Below are 21,550 nucleotides of genomic sequence, written 5' to 3'. Positions count from 1 at the left end.
AGGAAATCTGATGAACCGTCTGCAGCCCCGGTCCGCCCCCGGCGTCCTGGTGGAGACCCGCGGCGAGGTCACCCTGGTCGCGCCCGACTACGCCCGTACGAAGCTGCTCGCCGTGCTGGAGCGGCTCGACGAGCCCGTCCTCGCCGCCCGGGTGAAGCTCACCCAGGAGCCCAACCACGCGGTGGCCCGGCCCTCCCGAGCCCAGGCCGTGGTCGACCTCAACGGCAGGCCCGTACGGGCCCACGTGGCGGCCGCCACCATGCAGGAGGCGATCGACCTGCTCCAGGACCGGCTGAACGCGCGGATCGCCCGCGTCCGCCGGCACCACGACCACCACCGCCGCCACGGGACGGCCCCGGACACCGGGGCCGACGGCACCGGCCACGGGCACCGCCCGCAGCGGTCCGCCCGGAGCACCGGGGACCGCAGGATCGTGCGGCACACGTCCTACGGCCCGGCACGGCAGACCGCCTGGGAGGCGGTGCTCGAACTGGAGGCGATGGACTACGACTTCCACCTGTTCACGGACACGGCGGGCGGTGGCGACAGCGTGGTGCACCGGGACGCCGCCGACGGCGGGTACCGGCTGGCCACGAGCGGTCCCCGGGCCGAGCAGGTCCCGGGCCTGCCGGTGAGCACCGTCGGCGCGCCGGAACTCACCGTCGCCGACGCGGTCGAGCGGCTCGACCTGAGCGGTCTGCCGTTCGTGTTCTTCATCGACGTCGAGACCGGCCGCGGCCACGTGCTCCACCACCGGCACGACGGCCACTACGGCCTGATCACTCCCGTGTCGTAGCGACACCGGTCCGACCCGGTGGCCGTGGGGGGCCGGCCGGGAACGGAACGCGGAACCGGGGACGGTGTGGGCCGTCCCCGGTTCCTGCACGTTGTCGTGGTGCGGCGCGGATCGGGCTGCTCGCGGGGGCCACAGGTCCCGACCCGGATCGGGTTCCGGGGACCGATCGGCCCTGTGCCCGGGCGGTCGCAGCGGGTGACGATGGCCCGGGCCGCCGCGCGGCGGCCGCCCGGACCGATGCCGAGGAGGCAGCCGACATGCCCGCTACCCCAAGCACGCAGCCCGGCGCCCTGTCCGAGGAGGAGCTGCGGTCGCTCGACGCCCACTGGCGGGCCGCCAACTACCTCGCGGTGGGACAGATCTACCTGATGGCCAATCCGCTCCTGCGCGAGCCGCTGCGCCCCGAGCACATCAAACCGCGGCTGCTGGGGCACTGGGGCACCTCGCCGGGACTGAACCTGGTGCACACCCACCTCAACCGGGTCGTCAGGAACCGCGGCCTGGAAGCGATCTGCGTCTGGGGCCCCGGACACGGCGGCCCGGCCGTGCTGGCGAACTCGTGGCTGGACGGCAGCTACTCGGAGACGTACCCGGACGTGAGCCGGGACGAGGCGGGCATGGCCCGGCTGTTCCGCCGGTTCTCCTTCCCGGGCGGGGTGCCGAGCCACGTCGCGCCGGAGACCCCGGGCTCGATCCACGAGGGCGGCGAGCTCGGCTACGCGCTCTCGCACGCGTACGGCGCGGCCTTCGACAACCCCGGTCTGCTGGTCGCCTGCGTGATCGGCGACGGAGAGGCCGAGACCGGCCCGCTGGCCGCCTCCTGGCACGGCAACAAGTTCCTCGACCCGGTGCACGACGGCGCGGTGCTGCCGATCCTGCACCTGAACGGATACAAGATCGCCAACCCGACGGTGCTGTCACGCCTGCCCGAGGGCGAACTCGACGCCCTGCTGCGCGGCTACGGCCACCTCCCGCTGTACGTCACCGGCGCCGACCCGGCAGCCGTCCACCGGGCGATGGCGGAGGCCATGGACACCGCCCTGGACCGGATCGCCGCGATCCAGTACGAGGCCCGCACCGACGGGTCCACCCGGCGCCCGCACTGGCCGCTGATCGTGCTGCGCACCCCGAAGGGATGGACCGGCCCGGCCGAGGTCGACGGCCTGCCGGTGGAGGGCACCTGGCGGGCCCACCAGGTGCCGCTCGACCACGTCCGGGACCACCCCGGGCACCTCGCCCAGCTGGAGGCCTGGCTGCGCTCCTACCGTCCCCGGGAACTCTTCGACGAGCACGGCGGGCCCGCGGCCGACGTGCTGGCGTGCATACCCGACGGCACCCGCCGGCTCGGGGCCAACCCGCACGCCAACGGCGGCCTGCTGCTGCGCGACCTGCCGCTGCCGGACCTGGACCGTTACGCGGTTCCGGTGGACAAGCCGGGCACCACCCGCCACGAACCGACCCAGGTCCTGGGCGGTCTGCTCGCCGACCTGATGGCCGCAACCGCCGACCGCCGGGACTTCCGCCTGGTCGGTCCGGACGAGACCGCCTCCAACCGGCTCCAGGCCGTCTACGCCGCCACCGGCAAGGCCTGGCAGGCCGACACGCTACCCGTCGACGAACACCTCGCCCGGGACGGCCGGGTCATGGAGATCCTCTCCGAACACACCTGCCAGGGCTGGCTGGAGGGCTACCTGCTCACCGGGCGCCACGGCCTGTTCTCCTGCTACGAGGCGTTCGTCCACATCGTCGACTCGATGGTGAACCAGCACATCAAGTGGCTGCGCACCACACGCGCCCTGCCCTGGCGGGCGCCGATCGCCTCGCTCAACTACCTGCTCACCTCGCACGTCTGGCGCCAGGACCACAACGGCTTCTCCCACCAGGACCCGGGCTTCGTCGACCACGTCCTCAACAAGAGCCCCGAGGCCGTCCGGGTCTACTTCCCGCCGGACGCCAACACCCTGCTCGCCACCGCCGACCACGTGCTGCGCAGCCGCGACTACGTCAACGTCGTCGTCGCCGGAAAGCAGCCCTGCTCCGACTGGCTCACGCTGGACGAGGCCCGCACCCACTGCGCCCGGGGCGCCGGAATCTGGGAGTGGGCGGGCACGGACGACGGCGGCCGCGAACCCGACGTGGTCCTGGCCTGTGCCGGCGACGTCCCCACCCAGGAGGTCCTGGCCGCGGCCGACCTGCTGCGCCGCCACCTGCCCGACCTGGCCGTACGGGTGGTCAACGTGGTCGACCTGGCCCGGCTGATGCCCGCCGAGGAGCACCCGCACGGCATGCCGGACTCCGAGTTCGACGCCCTTTTCACCCGCGACCGGCCGGTGGTCTTCGCGTACCACGGCTACCCGTGGCTGATCCACCGCCTCGCCTACCGCCGGGCCGTCCACGCCCAGCTCCACGTGCGCGGATACAAGGAGTCCGGCACCACCACCACGCCCTTCGACATGGTCGTCCGCAACGACCTCGACCGCTACCGGCTGGTCATGGACGTCATCGACCGCGTCCCCGGCCTCGCCGTCCGCGCCGCCGCCGTGCGACAGGAGATGGCCGACCGGCGAACCCACCACCACGACTGGATCCGCGAACACGGCACCGACCTGCCCGAGGTCGCCGACTGGAGCTGGAGCGGCTGACCGCGACATCGACATCCTCGGCGCAGCCCCGGACCGGGACCTTCGGGCCCGGTCCGGGGCTGCCCGGCCCCTGTGGCCGCCGGGCGTTCGCCGAGAACCTGTCCTGCAGGGACGAGGTCGCGCGCGCACCGGTGCCGCGCGACACCGAACGAAGGAGGACGTGATCATGAATCAGTCCGTGGTGGTGGGGGTCGACGGCTCCGCGGAGAGCACGGCGGCGGCCGAGTGGGCGGCCCGGCAGGCCCGGCGCAGCGGCCGGACGCTGAGGATGATCCACGCAGGGGGGCCGGAGGCCCCGCTGTCGGAGCAGCCCGGCGACCCGGCCGAACCGCTGCCGGAGGAGGTGCGCGCGCTCCGCAACCGTCTCGTGGACGCACTGCCCGATCTGGAGATCCGCTGCGAGCACGTGCCCGGGAGCCCGGCCCACGCGCTCGCCGCCGCAGGGGAGCGGGAGGGGATGCTGGTGCTCGGTTCGCGCGGGCGGGGCGGGGCCGCGGGGCTGGTCCTCGGGTCGGTGGCGCTGCAGGCGGCGGCGCACGCCGCGTGCCCGGTGATCCTGGTCCGGTCGGGCGCGGACGCCGGCGGTACGGGCGGCGACGTGGTGGTCGGTGTGGAGGGCAGCAGGCCCTGCGACGAGGTCCTGGCCTTCGCCTTCGCGCGGGCGGCCGAGTACGGCACCGGTCTGCGGGCGCTGGAGAGCGTGACCCTGCCCGCCGGGCCCTACGTGACGGACACCCCGAGGGCCCGGCCGGAGATCAGGGAGTCGATGGCCGCGTCCGAGACGGTGCGGCTCCAGGACGCGCTCGCGCGCTGGCGGGAGAAGTACCCCCAGGTCAGGGCCGAGGCCGAGGTGACCGGGTGGCCGGCCGGGCGTGCCCTGGTCGAGGCGTCACGCTCGGCCGCCCTGGTGGTGCTGGGCCGCCGGACACCCCGGCTGCTCCCCGCGGCCCCGCGGCTCGGCGGTACCGCGCACACGGTGCTGCACCACGCCCACGGCCCGGTCGCCGTCGTGCCGCACGGGTGAGCACACCCGTACGCCCGTCTCCCGTGGCCCGGACCCCCGGCGGTCCGGGCCGCGTCCGCGGGGCGCGGCGCAGGTGGCCCTGGAGTCGGGGCCGCGCATGGCCGCGCTCCCCGGAAGCGGCCGCCGGCCGCGCACCCGACGCGGCCGAGGCCTCAGTCGGCGAAGGTGTGGAGCACACCGGCCGGCCGCAGGTCCCGCCCCGGGTGCTCGAAGTGGTGCAGCTGGGTGTCCGGACCGGGGAAGAACATCGACACCCGGCCGGACTCCGACCAGCGGACGTCCCACGGCGGGCTGCCGTCCGGGTGGTGCAGTGCCACGACCTCGCCGTCGCGGCGCGCGGCGCCGGGCCGGGTGGCGTTCACGATGACCCGGTCGCCGATGTCGGCCTTCATGGCGGGCCTCCGTCCTCGAAGCGTTCCCGGGTGCGCCGGGCCCCGGCTCCAGACCAGCAGGGATCCGCCGGCGACGCCAGGGTCGGGCGGGCACCCTGCCCGGGCCGACCGGCCCCGCCGACCGGCGGGCCCGTCCGCCGCGGGCATCGGGCCGGTCGGTACTTGGGGCCGGCTGCCCGCCGGACGAGGCTGGGAGTCGGGGACCGCCCGCACCGAGGAGACGGCCATGTCCACCCCGACGAGCGACGCACCGCGGCCGCTGCTGGCCGCCACCGGCGTCCGCAAGGTCTACCGGACCGGCACCGTCGAGGTGACCGCGCTGCGTGACCTCGACCTCACCGTCCTGCCCGGTGAACTCGTCGGCGTGATGGGCCCGTCGGGATCGGGCAAGACCACCCTGCTCAACTGCCTGTCCGGGCTGGACGACATCGACGCGGGACGGGTCGAGGTCGAGGGCCGCGACCTGTTCGCCATGTCGGACGCCGAACGCACCGAGCACCGCGCCCGCGCGATGGGCTTCGTCTTCCAGGCCTTCAACCTGATCCCGGTCTTCTCCGCCGCCGAGAACGTCGAACTCCCGCTGCTGCTCACCGGCACCGCGCCGCGCGAGGCCCGTGCCCGGGCCGAAGCCATGCTGGACCGCGTCGGCCTCGGCCACCGCACCGCGCACCGGCCCGGCGAACTCTCCGGAGGCGAGCAGCAGCGCGTGACCATCGCCCGCGCCCTGGTCGCCCGGCCCGCCGTGGTCTGGGCGGACGAACCCACCGGCAACCTGGACAGCACCATGGCCGCCCAGGTGATGGACCTGCTGCACACCCTCAACCGTGACGAGGGCCAGACCATCGTGCTGGTCACCCACGACGAGGCCATCGGCGCCCGGCTGCCCCGCGTCATCCGGATGCGCGACGGGCGGCTCGTCTCCGACACCCGCCAACCCGAGCTGCAGTCGACGGGCTGACCATGTACCCGAACCTCCTCCTCCCGCTCCTCGGCGTCCTCGGGGCCGCCCTGCTGACGCTGCTGCTCGTCGCCGTCCGCAAGCCCGTGGTGCGCCGCCTGGCACTGCGCCAGGTCGCCCGGCGCCGGACGGAGGCGGCCCTGGTCGTCACCGGATCCGTCCTCGGCACCGCGATCATCGTCGGCGCACTCGTCGTCGGCGACACCCTGAACTTCTCCGTCCGCCAGGAGGCCTACCGCACCCTCGGACCGGTCGACGAACGGATCGTCAGCACCGACCCGGCCGCGGGACGCGCGATCGCCGACCGGCTCCGGCCGCTGGCGGCCGATCCCGACGTCGACGGCCTGCTCACCGCCGAGGTCGCGCAGGCCGCGGCGGTCAACACCCACACCGCACAGCCCGTGGCCGAACCCCGGGTGCTGGCCTGGCAGATCGACTTCGACGCGGCCGCCCGCTTCGGCGCCGACGGCGGCCCCTCCGGGCTCGCCGGACCGACACCGCCTCCGGGCCAGGTCGTGCTCAACGAAACCCTCGCCCGGTCGCTGAAGACCGGCGCAGGCCGTCCCGTCACGCTGTACCTGAACGGACACGCCGCCGAGTTCACGGTGGCCCGGGTCGTCCCGCAGCAGGGCCTCGCGGGGACGGGACTCGGCGGACGGGTCAACCGCAACGCCTTCCTGCCGCCCGGCACGCTGGACGCCGCCGGAGCGGGCGCCACGCACGCGGTGACCCTGGTGTCCAACCGCGGCGGCGTCGAGACGGGCGAGAGGCTCACCGGCCCCGTCACCGCCGAGATCCGCAGTGCGCTCGGTCCGGACGCCGGCCGGGCCGCCGTCGACACCCCCAAGCACACCGTCCTCGACCAGGCCGCCGCGACGGGCGACGCCCTGGGCGCGCTCTTCCTGATGATCGGCAGCTTCAGCATCATCGCGGGCGCCCTGCTGCTGGTGAACATCTTCGTGATGCTCGCCGAGGAGCGGAAGACCCAGCTGGGCATGCTCCGCGCGGTCGGGCTCAAACGGGCCCACCTGGTCGGCTCGTTCAGCATCGAAGGGGCCCTCTACGCACTGGCCGCCGCACTGCCCGGCGTGGCCGTCGGCATCGCGGTCGGCTGGGGCGTCGCCGTGGCCGCCGCCCAGATCTTCCGCAGCTGGTCGGTCGACGGCAGCGGCCTCGACATCGCCTTCGCCGTCACCCCCACCAGCCTCGTCAACGGCGCCGCGCTCGGCCTGGTGATCGCCCTGGCCGCGATCGCCGCCACCAGCGCGCGGATCAGCCGCTTCAACGTCATCGCCGCCGTACGCGACCTGCCGGTCGAGTCCGGCCGCCGGCCGCGCCGCCGCCGGGTCGCCGTCTCCACGGCCCTGAGCCTGCTCTGCGCACTGGCCGCCGTCCCGGCCCTCGCCCGGAGCCAGGCCGAACAGACCTACCTGCTGCCCGCGTTGGCCGTGGCGTTCGCGGTGCCCGCCGCGTCCAGGGTGATGCCGCGCCGGGCGGCCACCAGCATCGCGGCCGCGCTGGTCCTGCTGTGGACGCTGGCGGCGAGCGTGATCCGCCCCCGCGTCTTCGACACGCCGTCGATGGCCGTCTACGTCATCCTCGGCACCCTGGCCGCCTTCTCCGCCGTCGTCCTGGTCAGCGAGAACCAGCACACCGTGCTGCGGCCGCTGCGGCGCCTGACGGACCGCCCCACCCAGCAGGGGCTCGCCACCCGGCTCGCCGCCGCGTACCCGCTGGCCAAACGGTTCCGCACCGGCTCGACCATGGTGATGTACACCCTGATCGTGCTCGTCCTGGTACTGCTCACCGAGATCAGCGGCATCATGAACGCCAGCATCGACCAGGCCGCCGCCGACGCCACCGCCGGCTACACCCTCCGCGTCGACTACAACCCCCGGGCCGCGAACCCCCTGACGGACCTGCGCACCGGCCCGCTCGCCCGGCAGATCGAGGCCGTCGCCCCGTTGCTGGAGGCCCGCGGACAGGCCACCGACCCCGGCCACCGCACCCCCGCGCCGTTGGAGACCTCCGTCGTCGGCGTGCCCGACGGTGCGACCAGCGGCATCGCCTTCCGCGACCGCCTGCCCGGCCTGCCCGACGACAAGGCCGTCTGGGACGCCCTCGCCACCCACCCCGACTACGTCGTCCTGGACAACTTCTTCGGCCACACCGGCGGCCCCAGCGGCAAGTTCTACGCCCCCGGCGACACCCTCACCCTGACCGACCCGGTGACCGGCCGCGCCGAGCCGAAGACCATCGCCGGGGTGCTGACCAGTGGCCTCGCCTTCTACCCCGGCACGGGCAGCAGCGCCACCGTCTACCCGCTGGTGACGGGCGAGCAGGCCGTCCGTACGCAGTTCGGGCCGCAGGCGCAGACCGCCGCCGCCCTGATCCGCACCACCCCCGGCACATCGCCGGAGGACCTGGCCGGCCGGCTGCAGGGCAGCCACCTCTCCGCGAGCCTGGTCGCCACCCCGATCGCCGCCGACGTGCACCGGCTGTTCGCCGCCAACACCGCCTTCTTCCGGCTCATGCAGGGCTTCCTCGCCCTCGGCCTGCTGATCGGCATCACCGGGCTCGGCGTCGTCATGGTCCGCGCCGTCCGCGAACGCCGCCGCACCATCGGCGTGCTGCGCGCCCTCGGCTGCCAGGCCCGCACCGTCGAACGGTCCTTCCTGTGGGAGAGCGGACTCGTCGCCCTCGAAGGCACCCTGCTCGGCGCGGCCCTCGGCGTCCTCACCACCTGGCTGATGTACCAGAAGAGCTCCGCCTTCACCGGTCTCGACGGCGGCTTCCCCGTCGAATGGGCACAGATCGCGGTCCTCGCCGCCCTCACCCTCGCCGCCTCCCTGCTCGCCGCAGCTGGCCCGGCCCGGCGCGCCGCACGGATCAGGCCCGCCCTGGCCGTCCGCCTCCCGGACTGACCGCCCTCAGCCGCCCGCCGCCCCCCCCGGAGCTCCGCCGCGACGGCCGCCGCCCACGCGTCCACCCCGTCCCGGTCCGTGTGCTCGCCGTACCGGCCGCTCGGCGAGCGCATCGGCATTCCGCCGGGTCGAACCGTGCGCACTCGCGCAACCGACGAGACCTGCACGACACCCTCCTGCTCCCGTGGGTCCCGGTCCCTCCATCGCACACCCCGGCCTCCCCTGCAGGCAGGGACCGTTCGGCCCCGGGAACGGGACACGCGGCCCTGTCGCCGCGGACCGGACCGGGACGAAACTGGAAGCACAAGCCCGGCCGGCCCCTCAGGGGACCGATTCCGCGGGAGGCACACCATGACGAAGCAGCGGGTCCTCGTGGCGTACGGCAGCAAGCACGGCGCCACGGCCGGCATCGCCGAGGAGATCGGGCGGGTCCTGGACGAGGAGGGCTTCGCGACCGAGGTCGTCCCCGCAGCCGAGGTCACCACCGTGGCGGACTTCGACGCCGTCGTCCTCGGCAGCGCGCTCTACATGAACCACTGGCAGCGCGATGCGCTCCGCTGCGCCCACCGCCACGCCGACGAACTGGCACGGCGGCCGGTCTGGCTGTTCAGCAGCGGGCCGGTCGACAGCTCTGCCGAACAGCACGAGATCCCGCCGGTGGCCCAGGTGGCCGAGGAGTTGGAGCACCTCCACGCGCGGGGGCACGTCACCTTCGGCGGCAGCCTGACCGCCGACACGCCCGGCTTCGTCGCCCGCAGCATGGTCCGGCACGGCAAGGGCGGCGACTTCCGGAGCCCCGAGCACATCCGGCGCTGGGCACAGGAGATCGGCGCCGAACTCCGCGCGGACGAAGCCGGCCCGGCCGAGGGCTGACGGTCCGTCACGACACTGCCCCGGCAGCAGACCCGAGGAGGCGTGCCATGTCCGCCGCATCCATGTCGCCCCGCCCGTCCGAGGCGGGCCGCCCGGTCCTCCGCCACCTGCGCCGGGCCGCCGGCCTCGACCGCAACCCGCTCTGCCGCACGGCGGACCGCGCCCGCAGCCGGCTGCTCGTCGGCGCCGTGCTGCTCGCCGTCCTCTCGGTCGCCGCCGCCCTGGTGACCGCCCAGGTCCTGCTGCACGACATGCGGGCCGACGCCCGACGGACGGCCCCGCACCGCCACCAGGTGACCGCCACGACCCTCGCGGCGGCCGTCGACACCGGGGACCGGCCGCTCGACGCCGCCACCGCGCGGGCCACCTGGACCCTCGCCGGAGCGACCAGGACGGGAACCGTCACGGTCCCGAGCGGCACGCCGCAGGGCACGCAGGTGCCGATCTGGGTGGACGACGCCGGCGCCGCCGCCGAACCGGTCCCGCCCGACAGCCAGTTGGCGGTGTCGGCGGCCAGCTACGGCCTGATGGCACTGGCCGCCGCGGGCACGGTGTCCACCGCCGTCTTCGTGCTGCGCCGCGGTGTGCTCGACCACCGGGCCGCCGACGCGTGGGAGGACGACTGGACGGCGGTCGAACCGCTCTGGTCCGGCCGCACGGACCGGCCCGGCACCGGCGGCGAGCGGTAGGAAGGGCGCCCGGTGGTCGATCCAGGGGCGCGGGGAACCGTGCGATTCGGATGGGGCCACGTCTCGGACCAGGGGTGAGCCCGATTCCTCAGGAGCACCGATCCCGGACTGCGCAGTTCCCCGCGCCCCTGATTCGTCCACCCGAGCGCCATGTGAAGACTCGGCTGCGGGCCCATCGGCCCTGGCCGTACCTCCCGCACGGGAGGACGGTGGAGGGAGCAGCGCCCGGGGCCGCACGAGCGGTGCAGGGCCGGACGGAGGGAGTCGTCATGTCCGTCACCGAGCCGCCGGTGTCCGCGGCGGAGGCACTGCTCGCCGACGGGACGACCGTCCTCGTCCGGCCCGTCGGGGCCGGGGACCGGGCCGCCGTCCTGGACCTGCACGAGCACGGGATGTCCGACGAGAGCCGCCGGATGAGGTTCCTCGGCACGAGCCGCCGGTCCGCGGCGATGGTCGCCGACCGGCTGTGCGGACCCGGTCGGGCCGACGTCCTCGCCCTCGGTGCCTGGGCGGACGGCGAACTGGTGGGAGAGGCGGACTGCGAAGCCACCGGACCGGGTGGGAGCGCCGAGCTGGCGATGGCGGTCGCCGACGCCTGGCACCACCGCGGCGTCGGCACCCTGCTCGTCGAGCACCTCGTTCACGCCGCCCGCAAACGCGGCATCCACGAGTTCGTCGCCGACACGCTGGCCGGCAACCGGGCCGTGCACAAGGTCTTCTCCGACCTCGGGCTGCCCGTCCACCGGCACCTCGACCACGGCGAGATCCGGGTGCGCGTCCCGCTCGACGAGGACGACGAGGGGTACCTGCGCGCCGTCGAGGAACGCGGCCGGACGGCCGACCTGGCCAGCCTCGCCGCCCTGCTCCGCCCGCGGTCGGTCGCGGTCGTCGGCGCGTCCCGCCGCGCCGGGTCGGTGGGCCGCACGGTGCTGCTGAAGCTCCGCCGCGGCGGCTTCACCGGGCCGGTGTGGGCCGTGAACCCGCACACCGGGGTGATCGCGGGCGAGCCCGCGTACCCGGGGATCGCCGTCCTGCCCGGGGCACCGGAGCTCGCCGTGCTGGCCGTGCCGGCGGCGGCCGTGCCGGGCGCGGCCGAGGAGTGCGGCCGCGCCGGTGCGAAGGCCCTCGTGGTGCTCGCCTCCGGCGTGGACGCGGCGCAGACACGGCAGCTGGTGGACAGCTGCCGGCGGCACAGCATGCGCCTGGTGGGGCCGAACAGCCTGGGCATCGTCCAGACCGACCCGGGGGTCCGGCTGGACGCCGAGTTCGGCGGGGCGTTCCCGCTGCCCGGCACCGCCGGGGTCGCCGTGCAGTCCGGAGGCGTGGGCATCGCCCTGCTGGAACGCCTCGCCTGGCTGGGCATCGGCGTCTCCACCTTCGTCTCGCTCGGCGACAAGTGCGACGTCAGCGGCAACGACATGCTGCAGTGGTGGGAGAGCGACGGCCGGACGGACCTGGCCCTGCTGCACCTGGAGTCCTTCGGCAGCCCGCGCGCCTTCGCCAGGACGGCCCGGCGGGTCACCCGGACCCTCCCCGTGCTCACCGTCGACGCCGGGCGCTCCGACGCGGGCCGGCGCGGCGCCGCCTCGCACACGGCCGCCGCCGCGACGCCGACCGTCACCCGGGAGACGCTCTTCCGCCTGGCCGGGATCACCGCCGCGCACAGCATCGCCGAACTCGTCGGGGCCGCCGCCCTGCTGCACGCCCAGCCGCTGCCCGACGGCCGCGGACGCGTGGCGGTGGTCTCGAACGCCGGCGGGATCGGCATCCTCGCCGCGGACGCCTGCGCCGAGGCCGGGCTCGAACTGCCGCCGCTGCCCGCGGACACCGTCGCCGAGCTGCGCGGCCTGCTGCCCGCCGGGGCGGGGACGGCGAACCCGGTCGACACCACCGCGGACGTCGACCCGGCCGAACTCAGGGCCTGCCTCGACGCGCTCGCGCGGGCCGACACCGTCGACGCCCTGCTGGTCTGCCTCGTGCCGACCGCGCTCGTCCAGCACGACGCCGACCGACCGCTGCACGCCCTGCTGGACGGCCCGGGCCGCCGGCAGCTGCCGGTCGCGGCCGTCCTGCTGGACCAGGAGGTGCCCGTCCGGTACCGGACCTGCGCGGACGGCGGACTTCTGCCCTCCTACACGGACCCGGCCGCCGCCGCGCGGGCCCTCGCCCACGCCCGGGACCGGGCGCGATGGCTGGCCGAACCGCCCTCCGCCCCGGCCGCCCCGCCGGCCGCCGACACCGCCGGCGCCCGGGGTCTGGTCGACGCGTACCTGGCCGCCCGGCCCGACGGCGGATGGCTCGACCCGGAGACCACCACCGACCTGCTCGGCCGCTACCGGCTGCCGCTCGCCACCGCCGTCCTGGCACGGACCGAGGACGAGGCCGCCGATGCCGCCCGGCAGTTGGGCCCGCTCGGCCACGAGGGCCGCCTCGCGGCCAAGGCGTACTGGCCGGACCAGGTGCACAAGAGCGCCGAGGGCGCCGTCAGCCTCGGCATCGTCGGCGAGACCCGGGCACGGGAGTGCTACCGGGAGTTCCACGACCGCTTCGGCGACCGGACGGCCGGCGTGGTGTTCCAGCCCATGGCCGCACCCGGCCTCGAACTGCTGGTCGGCGCGGTGCAGGACGAGGTGTTCGGGCCGCTGGTCCTGCTCGGCCTCGGCGGCACCGCGACCGACGTCCTCGGCGACCGCACCACCCGCTTCGCCCCGCTGACCGAACGCGATCTGCAGACCATGCCCGCGGACCTCAGGGCGGCGCCCCTGCTGCTCGGCCGGCCCGGAGCGCCCGGCGCGGACCCGGCGGGCCTGCGCGGGGTGCTCACCGCGGTCTCCGCGCTGGCCTGCGACCTGCCGCAGGTCGTCGAGGTGGACCTCAACCCGCTGATCGCCCGGCCCGACGGGGTCGTCTGCGTCGACGCCCGGGTCCGGGTCGAGCCCAGGCCCTCCTTCGACCCCTACCTGCGGAGACTGCGAGGGCAGGCCCGGACAGGAGAGGCTGGAGAGACGGGCGGCCCAGGTCGCCGCTGACGGCAAGGGTGTGCCCGTCCTCCAGGGTGAGGTGCGCCCGGGCGGAACCGAGGATGTGCCCGGCCCGTTCGAGGCGCAGGACCGTCCCCGCCTCGATCTCGACGTCCGTGTCGAGCGGGACGGGGTCGAACATCCGCAGGGTGTTCTCGACGTCCTTGCCGTCGTACAGCGGCTCGGCGGGGCGGTGCTCGGACCAGCCGTGCCCGTTCGCGTGGTCGGCTTCCTCACGGAGCAGGTGCGCGCTGTCGCGGAGGACCGGTTCGGCGAGCCGGGCGGTGTCCGGGGTGGTCAGGACGGGGCCGCGGAACCCGTCGCGGACCAGTCCGGGCAGGTGGCCGCAGTGGTCCAGGTGGGCGTGGGTCAGGACGACGGCGTCGACGTCGGCCGGGTCGAGCGGCAGCGGACGGGGCGGTTGCGGCGGAGTTCGGCGAGGCCCTGGAAGAGCCCGCAGTCGACCATGAGCCGCGCGTGGTCGGTCTCGACCAGGAACGTGCTGCCGGTGACGGTGCCGACGCCGCCGAGGAAGGTGAGCAGGCCCGGGCGCGGGGCCGGGGACGGGGGTGCGGTGGTGTTCACAGCGGTCCTCGCTCCGTGCGGTGCCGGGCGTGCTCCGCCGCCGCGACCTGCTGTTTGACGGCGGCGAAGCTGTCCGGGGTGACCGAGATCGAATCGATCCCGGCGTCGACCAGGAAGCGGGTGAACGCGGGGTCGTTGCTGGGGCGTTGGCCGCACAGGCCGACGTGGCGGCCGGCCGCGTGGGCGGTGGCGATCAGCGTCTCGATGCTGCGGGTGACCGCCGGGTTGCTCTCGTCGAAGAGGTGGGCGAGCAGGTCGGAGTCGCGGTCGACGCCGAGGGTGAGCTGCGTCAGGTCGTTGCTGCCGACGGAGAAGCCGTCGAACCGCTGCGCGAACTCCTCCGCGAGCAGGACGTTCGCCGGGATCTCGGCCATCACGAAGACCCGGAGCCCGTTGCGGCCCCGCTCCAGGCCGTTGTCCGCCATGACCGCGAGCACCCGGTCGGCCTCCTCCGGGGTACGGCAGAAGGGGATCATGACCACCAGGTTGGTCAGCCCCATCTCGTCACGGACCCGGCGCAGCGCCCGGCATTCGAGGGCGAAGCCCTCCCGGTAGCGGTCGTCGTAGTACCGGCTCGCGCCGCGCCACCCGATCATCGGGTTCGCCTCGACGGGCTCGAACGGGGCACCACCGACCAGCCGGGCGTACTCGTTGGTCTTGAAGTCGCTGGTGCGCACCACCACCGGGTCGGGCCAGCGGGAGGCGGCGATCCGTGCGACGCCCTGGGCCAGCCGGTCGACGAAGTACTCGGTGCGGTCGGGGTGGCCGTCGCTCAGCGCGTCCACCAGCCGCCGGTCCTCGGGGGAGAGCCGGTCGGGGTGGAGCAGGGCCAGGGGATGCACCCGGACCTGGTGGGCCACGACGAACTCCGTCCGCGCGAGCCCCACGCCGTCCGCGGGCAGGAGCCACCAGCGGAACGCCGCCGCCGGGTCCGCCAGGTTCAGCATCACCTTGGTCCGGGTGGCCGGCAGCGAGCCGAGGTCGGTCTCCGACTCCTCGAAGTCGACGCGGCCGCGGTAGACGTGGCCCTCGGCGCCCTCCGCGCAGGAGACGGTGACCTCCTGTCCGTCGTCGAGGACCTCGGTCGCCCGGCCGGTGCCGACCACGGCCGGTACGCCGAGTTCGCGGCTGACGATCGCCGCGTGCGAGGTGCGTCCCCCGTGGTCGGTGACGATCGCCGAGGCCCTCTTCATCAGCGGTTCCCAGTCGGGGTCGGTGATCGTGGTGACCAGGACCGCGCCGGCGGGGAAGCGGCCGATCTCGACGGGGCTGCTCAGCCTGCTGACCGGGCCGACGCCGATCGCCTCGCCCACGGCGATGCCGTCCACCAGCCGCTCGCCGGTGCCGGTCAGCCGGTAGCGCCGCAGAACGGTCCCGCGGCGCCGCGACTGCACGGTCTCAGGCCGGGCCTGGACGACGAACAGCTGTCCGGTGCGGCCGTCCTTCGCCCATTCCAGGTCCATCGGGCAGCCGTAGTGCTCCTCGACGGCGACCGCCCACTCGGCCAGCCGCCGGACCTCGCCGTGGTCCAGCACCAGGGCGCCGCGCTCCTCCGCCGAGGTCTCGACGATCCGGGTGAGGCCCTCGTCGCCGTACACCGACTTGTGCCGCTTGGGGCCGCAGACCGTCTGCAGCACCGGATCGAGCCCCGGGTCCTTCAGCAGGGGCTTGAACACCAGGTACTCGTCGGGGTCGACCTGGCCGCTGACCACCGTCTCGCCGAGCCCCCAGGCCGCACTCACCACGACGGCCTCCGGGAACCCGCTCTCCGGGTCCAGGGTGAACATCACGCCCGATCCTCCGAGGTCCGAGCGGACCATCAGCTGCACGCCGACCGACAGCGCCACCGCGAGGTGGTCGAACCCCAGCCGCTCGCGGTAGTCGATCGCCCGGTCGGTGAACAGCGACGCGAAGCACCGCCGGCAGGCGTCCACCAGGGCCTCGGGCCCGCGGACGTTGAGGTAGGTCTCCTGCTGCCCGGCGAAGCTCGCCTCCGGCAGGTCCTCGGCAGTGGCGCTGCTGCGCACGGCCACGTCGGGGTCCGTCCGGCCCGCCTCCCGGCCCAGCCGTGCGTACCCGTCCGTGATCTCCTCGGCCAGCGCCTCGGGCAGAGGTGTCGCCAGGACGGCGGCCCGGACGGCGGCGCCGACGTCGGCGAGCGGGCCGCCCCCACGCAGCCGGTCGAACTGTGCGGCGACCTCGTCCCGCAGACCGCCCCGGGCCAGGAACTCGCGGAAGGCGTCGGCCGTCGTGGCGAAGCCGTCGGGCACGCGGACACCGGCCGGCCCGAGGTGCCCGACCAGCTCTCCCAGGGAGGCGTTCTTGCCTCCCACCAGGCCGACATCGCCCCGTTCGAGGTCGGCGAACCGGATCACTCGGCGCATGGCTCCTCCCGGACGGTTCAGTAGGGCAGCCGACGGCCCGACGGCGTGCGCAGGTCGAGCGGCGGGAGTGGACGGGGCTGGGCGCCGGGGCGTTTGACGATCATGGTCCGGGGCATTGCTGCCACCTCCTCGGCGGGTGCCGGTGCCTCCACCTTCCGTCCGGCCGCCTTCCGGCTCCCAGGGCCCCGGGGCCCCGGACCGGTGGGCCGGACGGCCCGGAGTCGCCGGTCACCCGGGGTGATGAGTGCCGTCCTCGGGAGGGCGCCCGTGTCCCGCGGCGATGCGCTGCGCGTGCGCCACGATGTCGGCCGCCGCGTGCTCCCCGACACCCAGGGCGTGGATCAGCCGGTGGGCGCTCCAGCCGTGCCGGGCGAGCAGCACCGGCAGCGGGTGGTGGCCGGACTCCTCGCCGGCCGTCCGGAGAAGTCCGCAGGTCACGGAAGAGCAGCGTGACCGGCTCACGCGGGTCCGGGCCTTCCGGCCCGGTCCCCACCGGGGGTGACCGGAGGGTGCCGGCCCGTTCGCCGGACACGTCAGCGGCGGTGGTCGGCGGGCGGCGGGACGGTGACGACCGGGCAGTGCGCGTGGTGCAGCAGCCCGTGAGGGACGGAGCCCAGACGCATGCCGGTGAACCCGCCGTGGCCGCGCCGGCCGACCACCACGGCCAGGGCGTGCGCCGACGCCGCGGCCAACTGCTCGACCGGGTGCCCCACCAGCACCTCGTGGGTCAGCCGGACGTCAGGGTACGACTCGCCCCGCCCGGTCGCGGTCTCGGACAGCTGCCGCCGGAGGGTCAGCACGGCGGTGCGCTCGTCGACCGGCAGGAACGGCGGACGGTGCCACGCCCAGACGGCCCGCGGCTCCGCGCCGCGCCGTGCCGCCAGGCCGAAGGCGAAGTCCACGGCGGCGGCCGACGAACGGCTGCCGTCCACCCCCACCACCACGTACGGCGGCTGCTGGGTCGAGTGCTCCGGTGCGCCGACCACGACGACCGGGCAGTGCGCCTGGGCGCTCAGCGGGACGGTGACCGAGGAGGCGCTCAGCCACTCCTCGGCACGGCTGAGCCGCCGCGACCCGACGACCACCAGGTCGGCGCGCCGGGACTCCTCGCACAGGACCTGGTCCGTGACACCCTCGACGGTGGCGGTCGTGATCTCCAGGGCCGGGTGGCGTTCACGGGCCAGAACGGCTGCCTTGTCGAGGACGACGCCGCCCTCGCGGTGCTGCTCCTTCAGGCTGCCGACCCATTCGGCGCCGGTGAAGCCGTACGGCGCCGGAGAGACGGCGTGGACCATCCGCAGCGGCCGGCCCCACCGGTCGGCCTCGTCCGCGGCCCAGGCCACGGCGGTCGGGCTCGGAGGCGGGCCGTCGACGCCCAGCACGATCGGACGGTGTGCAGCAGCGGATCGCATGGCTTCCTCCACCCCTGAGCGGCCAGTGCCTCGCTGCCAAGCTACGGTCGGCCCCGGTCGGCACGGGAGGGCCGAACGGCCCCGTCCACGGGGTACCCACGGGCCCGCCGGGGCACAACCGGCCGGCCCTGGCCGCCACCCGCGGGATGCGCTGTCCTGGGAGCAGAAGCCCGCGTCCCCGCGGGCGGCCCGGAGCACGGAGGACCGCCATGGCGCCCCCGACCCACCCGACGACCACCGCGGCCGGACGGTCGATCCTCGTCACCCGCGCCGACACCGCCGCCACCGGCCGCGCGGTGGTGCTCGACCTCGGGGGTTCCGGGCGGGCCGTGCTGACCTGTGCCGAGGCCGGGCAGGTGGCCGCGGGGCTGGTCCGCGAAGCGGCCGACGGGGACCCGTGCGGAGCGGGGCGCACCGAGGCGGTCCACCTGCGCGACGACCAGTGCGCCGTTTCCGTCCGCGGTCACGTGCTCACCGTCGACCAGCCGGTCGCCGCCGGCGGTGCCGACACGGCGCCGACACCGCTCGAACTGTTCACCGCCTCCCTCGCCGGCTGCGTCGCCCACTACGCGGGCCGCTACCTGGCCCGGCACGGCATCGACCGCGAAGGGCTGCGGGTGACCGTGGACCACCGGATGGCGACCGACCGGCCGGCGAGGATCGCCTCGGTGGAGGTCCGGATCGTCGCCCCTCGGCTGCCCGGGGAGCGGACCGCCGGGCTGCTCGCCGTGGCGTCGCACTGCACCGTCCACAACACGCTGACCCACCCGCCCGAGGTCACCGTCGCGGTGGAGGAGGCCGAGCCGTGCGCGTCGCGGACCTCATGATCTCGCCCCCGGTGACCGTCCCGGCCGACAGCACCGCCGCCGAGGCGGCACGGCTGATGGCGGACCGGGCGATCGGCTGCGTCCTGGTGACGGACAGCCGTGCCCTGCTGGGCGTCCTCACCGACCGCGACCTCGTCGTCCGTGTGCTGGCCGGGGACACGGACGCCAACACCTCGGTTGCCAGACTGATGTCGGCCCCGCCGCTCACCGTCGACGCCGACGACGAACTCGCCACCGCCTACCGGACGTTCCGCCGCACCGGGGTACGCCGCCTGCCCGTCCTGCGCGACGGCGTGCCGGTCGGCGTCATCACCGTCGACGACCTCTTCCTCGACGTCCTGCAGCACTTCGCCGACCTGCTCGGCCCGGTCTCCCGCAGCACCCTGCACGACGAGGCCGCGCCGCCCACCAGAAGGACCACGCCATGAACGACACCTGGAACACCGTCGGCGACGTGATGACCCACGCGGTCATCGCCGTGGGACGGGACGCGGACTTCCGGGAGATCGCCGACACCCTGCAGCAGTGGCAGATCAGCGCCGTACCCGTGCTGACCGGCGACGGGCGGGTGATCGGCGTCGTCTCCGAGGCCGACCTGCTGACCGCCCAGGACCGCGAACCCGAGACCCACCGCGGCATGACCGCCGGCGGCATGATGACCGCGCCGGCCGTGACCGTCCACCCGGACAGCCCCATCGCCGAGGCCGGCCGGTCCATGGCGCGGATGCACCTCAAGCGCCTGCCGGTCGTCGACGCGGAGGACTGCCTGGTGGGCATCGTCAGCCGGGGCGACCTGCTCAAGGTGCACCTGCGCGAGGACGCGGAACTGGCCGGACAGGTCCGCTTCGAGCTGATCGCGGCCCTTCGCCCGGCGGACGCCTCCGGTCTGCGGGTGCACGCCGACGACGGGCGGATCACACTGTCCGGCACGCTCCCCGACACGGCGACGGCCGCGCTGCTGGAACACCTGGTGAAGGGCGTGCCCGGTGTGGTCGACGCCGAAGTCCGGCTGGGCGTCCCGGCCTGAGCGGTACGGGGAGCGGACGCGCAGAATCGGGGGAAGGGACGACACAGGTGCAGGGAGGCCGCCATGGACCCGATCCGGGAGGGCGACACCGAACAGCCCGTACGGGTGTTCCTGCTGGACGACCACGAGATCGTGCGCCGCGGCGTGAAGGACCTGCTGGACGCCGAACCCGACATCGAGGTCGTCGGCGAGGCGGGCACCTGTGCCCAGGCACTGGCACGGGTGCCCGCGCTCAAGCCCCGGGTGGCCGTGCTCGACGTGCGGCTCCCCGACGGCGACGGGGTCACCGTCTGCCGTGAACTGCGGGACCGGATGCCCGGCCTGGTCTGCCTGATGCTCACGTCCTTCGACGACGACGACGCGCTGCTGGACGCGATCATGGCCGGGGCGGCCGGCTACGTCCTCAAGCAGGTCAAGAGCGCGGACCTGGTCAGTGCGGTGCGCACGGTGGCGGCGGGCGAGTCGATGCTCGACCCGGCCACCACCCGCAAGCTGATGGAGAGCCTGCGCCACCACGACGAGACCGACACCGGGGCCCTGCTCGACCAGCTGACACCGCGTGAACGCGAGATCCTCGCCCTGGTGGGGCAGGGCAAGACCAACCGGCAGATCGGCAAGGAGCTGTACCTCGCCGAGAAGACCGTCAAGAACCACGTGTCGCGGCTGCTCGCCAAACTCGGGGTCGAGAGGCGCCTCCAGGCCGCCGTCCTGGCCGCACAGGTCGACACGGAGCACCGTTCGCCGCGTGCGCACTGAGCCGGCCGGCCCGGCGGACCGGGCCGCTCGGCCCATGCGCACCCGGCGCCGCGGGCGGACCGTGGGAGTGAGGGCATCCGCCCCCGACCCTGCTGGCCCAGGAGCCCGCGATGATGCGCCGGATCGACTGCGGCGCGAACGGGCGGGGCATCGCCGTCACGAGCCCCACCACCCGGCTCATCCGCAAGCGCTTGGACGCCCCGCAGGACGCGAACCGGCCGGCCTCCGGCTGACCGAACACCCGGAGGAGCCGTCATGTCCACCGTCGCCCTCGACGCCGCCGCACTGGAGACCCTGGTCTCCGCCGCGGTCGCCGCACCGTCCATCCACAACAGCCAGCCGTGGCACTTCAAGCTGCGCCCCGAGACCTCCACCCTCGAGGTGCGCGCCGTCGGCGAGCGGAAGCTGCCCCGGACCGACCCGCGGGGCCAGGCCCTCCACGTCTCGGTCGGAGCCGCGGTCTTCAACCTGCGCGTCGCGGCCCGCCACCTGGGCCGGGCGCCCGAGGTGCGGATGCTGCCCGACCCGGCCGAACCCGACCTGCTGGCAGCCGTCGAACTCGACCGGCCGGCCCTCGTCACCCTGCCCAGCACCGCCGAACTGTACGGCGCGATCTGGCACCGACACACCATCCGCACACCGTTCACCGGCCCGCCCGTCCCACCCGCGGTCCTCGCCGAACTCGTCGCGGCCGCACGGGCGGAGGAGACGACGCTCGACATCCCCGGCCCCGAGGAGACCGAACGGCTCCTGCACCTGACCGCCGAGGCGGAACGGACCAACACCACCGACATCGGGCGCCGCATCGAGAGCCGCGCCTGGATCCAGGAACCCGGCGGACCGCCGCTCGGCATCCCGCGCAGCGCCCTCGGGCCGCAGGACGCCGCAGGCCACCTGCCGGTGCGGGACTTCTCCGCCATCGACCCCGCCGACCACCTGCCGCCCGCGGTCTTCGAGGCCCATCCGTGCCTGGCCGTCCTGTCCACCCACCAGGACCGCCCGGTGGACTGGCTGCGCGCAGGCCTGGCCCTGCAGCACGTCCTCCTGGTCGCCACCGTCCACCAGGTCCGCGCGTCCATGCTGCACCAGGCCCTCGAACGGCCCCACGAGCGGTGGGCGACCCGCGACCCGTCCCACGGGCCCGGCTGCGTGCAGATGCTCCTCAGGCTCGGCTACGGGCCCGAAGGCGCACCCACGCCGAGGCTCCCGGTGGCCGAGAGCATCGACCCGCAGGAGTGACC

At 74.9% G+C, this 21,550-nt stretch carries 19 protein-coding genes and 1 pseudogene; 14 read left to right on the top strand and 6 right to left on the bottom strand.

Annotation, left to right across the window (positions count from 1 at the left end; genetic code table 11):
• The first annotated feature begins 10 nt into the window (after positions 1-10).
• The 3 genes from AB0442_RS06635 to AB0442_RS06625 all read left to right on the top strand — a co-directional run bounded on the left by AB0442_RS06635 (position 11) and on the right by AB0442_RS06625 (position 4,462).
• On the top strand, positions 11-796 hold the full coding sequence (locus tag AB0442_RS06635) for an HPF/RaiA family ribosome-associated protein (protein ID WP_366161050.1): 786 nt from the start codon (positions 11-13) through the stop codon (positions 794-796).
• 257 nt (positions 797-1,053) lie between these two features.
• Complete coding sequence (locus AB0442_RS06630; protein ID WP_366161048.1) at positions 1,054-3,438, top strand: phosphoketolase family protein; 2,385 nt, start codon at positions 1,054-1,056, stop codon at positions 3,436-3,438.
• Positions 3,439-3,604: 166 nt separating this feature from the next.
• Positions 3,605-4,462, top strand: a complete 858-nt coding sequence (locus tag AB0442_RS06625) for a universal stress protein (protein WP_366161047.1) — start codon at positions 3,605-3,607, stop codon at positions 4,460-4,462.
• 152 nt (positions 4,463-4,614) lie between these two features.
• Here AB0442_RS06625 and AB0442_RS06620 read toward each other — a convergent pair whose 3' ends face one another.
• Positions 4,615-4,854: a DUF1918 domain-containing protein gene (locus tag AB0442_RS06620; RefSeq protein ID WP_052390738.1), complete on the bottom strand. Its 240-nt coding sequence runs from the start codon at positions 4,852-4,854 to the stop codon at positions 4,615-4,617.
• 226 nt (positions 4,855-5,080) lie between these two features.
• Between AB0442_RS06620 and AB0442_RS06615 the strand changes: the two genes are divergently transcribed.
• The 5 genes from AB0442_RS06615 (at position 5,081) to AB0442_RS06595 (ending at position 13,327) form a co-directional block, all read left to right on the top strand.
• Positions 5,081-5,812 (top strand): ABC transporter ATP-binding protein, encoded by a 732-nt coding sequence (locus AB0442_RS06615; protein WP_366161046.1) that lies wholly within the window; start codon positions 5,081-5,083, stop codon positions 5,810-5,812.
• Between the two features lie 2 nt (positions 5,813-5,814).
• The gene (locus tag AB0442_RS06610; RefSeq protein ID WP_366161045.1) at positions 5,815-8,736 is read left to right on the top strand and encodes an FtsX-like permease family protein; all 2,922 of its coding nucleotides are present in this window, start codon (positions 5,815-5,817) and stop codon (positions 8,734-8,736) included.
• 351 nt (positions 8,737-9,087) lie between these two features.
• Positions 9,088-9,609, top strand: coding sequence for a flavodoxin domain-containing protein (locus tag AB0442_RS06605; protein WP_366161044.1), 522 nt, complete (start codon positions 9,088-9,090; stop codon positions 9,607-9,609).
• A gap of 47 nt (positions 9,610-9,656) precedes the next feature.
• Complete coding sequence (locus AB0442_RS06600; RefSeq protein WP_366161043.1) at positions 9,657-10,298, top strand: hypothetical protein; 642 nt, start codon at positions 9,657-9,659, stop codon at positions 10,296-10,298.
• A gap of 269 nt (positions 10,299-10,567) precedes the next feature.
• Positions 10,568-13,327, top strand: a complete 2,760-nt coding sequence (locus AB0442_RS06595; RefSeq protein ID WP_366161041.1) for a GNAT family N-acetyltransferase — start codon at positions 10,568-10,570, stop codon at positions 13,325-13,327.
• A 13-nt stretch (positions 13,328-13,340) separates the two neighbouring features.
• Here the strand turns inward: AB0442_RS06595 and AB0442_RS06590 are convergent.
• From AB0442_RS06590 to AB0442_RS06570, 5 genes and pseudogenes are all read right to left on the bottom strand, one after another.
• Positions 13,341-13,727 (bottom strand): annotated as a pseudogene (locus AB0442_RS06590) (MBL fold metallo-hydrolase); the annotation flags it as partial.
• Positions 13,688-13,903 (bottom strand): hypothetical protein, encoded by a 216-nt coding sequence (locus AB0442_RS06585; protein WP_366161039.1) that lies wholly within the window; start codon positions 13,901-13,903, stop codon positions 13,688-13,690. The gene AB0442_RS06585 and the pseudogene AB0442_RS06590, both read right to left, overlap by 40 nt.
• A complete protein-coding gene (gene ppsA / locus AB0442_RS06580; protein WP_366161038.1) occupies positions 13,900-16,287 on the bottom strand; it encodes a phosphoenolpyruvate synthase in 2,388 nt (795 codons plus the stop codon). Before ppsA ends, AB0442_RS06585 begins: the two co-directional genes overlap by 4 nt.
• 228 nt (positions 16,288-16,515) lie before the next feature.
• Positions 16,516-16,725 carry a hypothetical protein gene (locus AB0442_RS06575; RefSeq protein WP_366161037.1) on the bottom strand — a complete coding sequence of 70 codons (210 nt, stop codon included), beginning with the start codon at positions 16,723-16,725 and terminating at the stop codon, positions 16,516-16,518.
• Between the two features lie 95 nt (positions 16,726-16,820).
• Complete coding sequence (locus AB0442_RS06570; RefSeq protein ID WP_366161035.1) at positions 16,821-17,699, bottom strand: universal stress protein; 879 nt, start codon at positions 17,697-17,699, stop codon at positions 16,821-16,823.
• A gap of 209 nt (positions 17,700-17,908) precedes the next feature.
• On the opposite strand from AB0442_RS06570, the gene AB0442_RS06565 reads away from it, so the two are divergent.
• The 6 genes from AB0442_RS06565 (at position 17,909) to AB0442_RS06540 (ending at position 21,548) form a co-directional block, all read left to right on the top strand.
• Positions 17,909-18,526 carry an OsmC family protein gene (locus tag AB0442_RS06565; RefSeq protein WP_366161034.1) on the top strand — a complete coding sequence of 206 codons (618 nt, stop codon included), beginning with the start codon at positions 17,909-17,911 and terminating at the stop codon, positions 18,524-18,526.
• On the top strand, positions 18,505-18,954 hold the full coding sequence (locus tag AB0442_RS06560) for a CBS domain-containing protein (RefSeq protein WP_366161033.1): 450 nt from the start codon (positions 18,505-18,507) through the stop codon (positions 18,952-18,954). The genes AB0442_RS06565 and AB0442_RS06560 overlap by 22 nt, the downstream gene beginning before the upstream one ends.
• Entirely contained in the window at positions 18,951-19,553 is a 603-nt protein-coding gene (locus AB0442_RS06555; RefSeq protein WP_366161032.1) for a CBS domain-containing protein, read from the top strand. The genes AB0442_RS06560 and AB0442_RS06555 overlap by 4 nt, the downstream gene beginning before the upstream one ends.
• Positions 19,554-19,616: 63 nt before the next feature.
• A complete protein-coding gene (locus tag AB0442_RS06550; protein ID WP_366161031.1) occupies positions 19,617-20,309 on the top strand; it encodes a response regulator transcription factor in 693 nt (230 codons plus the stop codon).
• 110 nt (positions 20,310-20,419) lie between these two features.
• A complete protein-coding gene (locus AB0442_RS06545) occupies positions 20,420-20,542 on the top strand; it encodes a hypothetical protein (protein ID WP_366161029.1) in 123 nt (40 codons plus the stop codon).
• A gap of 22 nt (positions 20,543-20,564) precedes the next feature.
• On the top strand, positions 20,565-21,548 hold the full coding sequence (locus AB0442_RS06540) for a hypothetical protein (protein WP_366161028.1): 984 nt from the start codon (positions 20,565-20,567) through the stop codon (positions 21,546-21,548).
• Positions 21,549-21,550 lie beyond the last annotated feature (2 nt).

Source organism: Kitasatospora sp. NPDC085895 (assembly GCF_040702125.1).
Classification (GTDB): domain Bacteria; phylum Actinomycetota; class Actinomycetes; order Streptomycetales; family Streptomycetaceae; genus Kitasatospora; species Kitasatospora arboriphila.
Note: the sequence above shows the minus strand (reverse complement) of the source record. Positions and strands in the feature narration are given on the sequence as shown.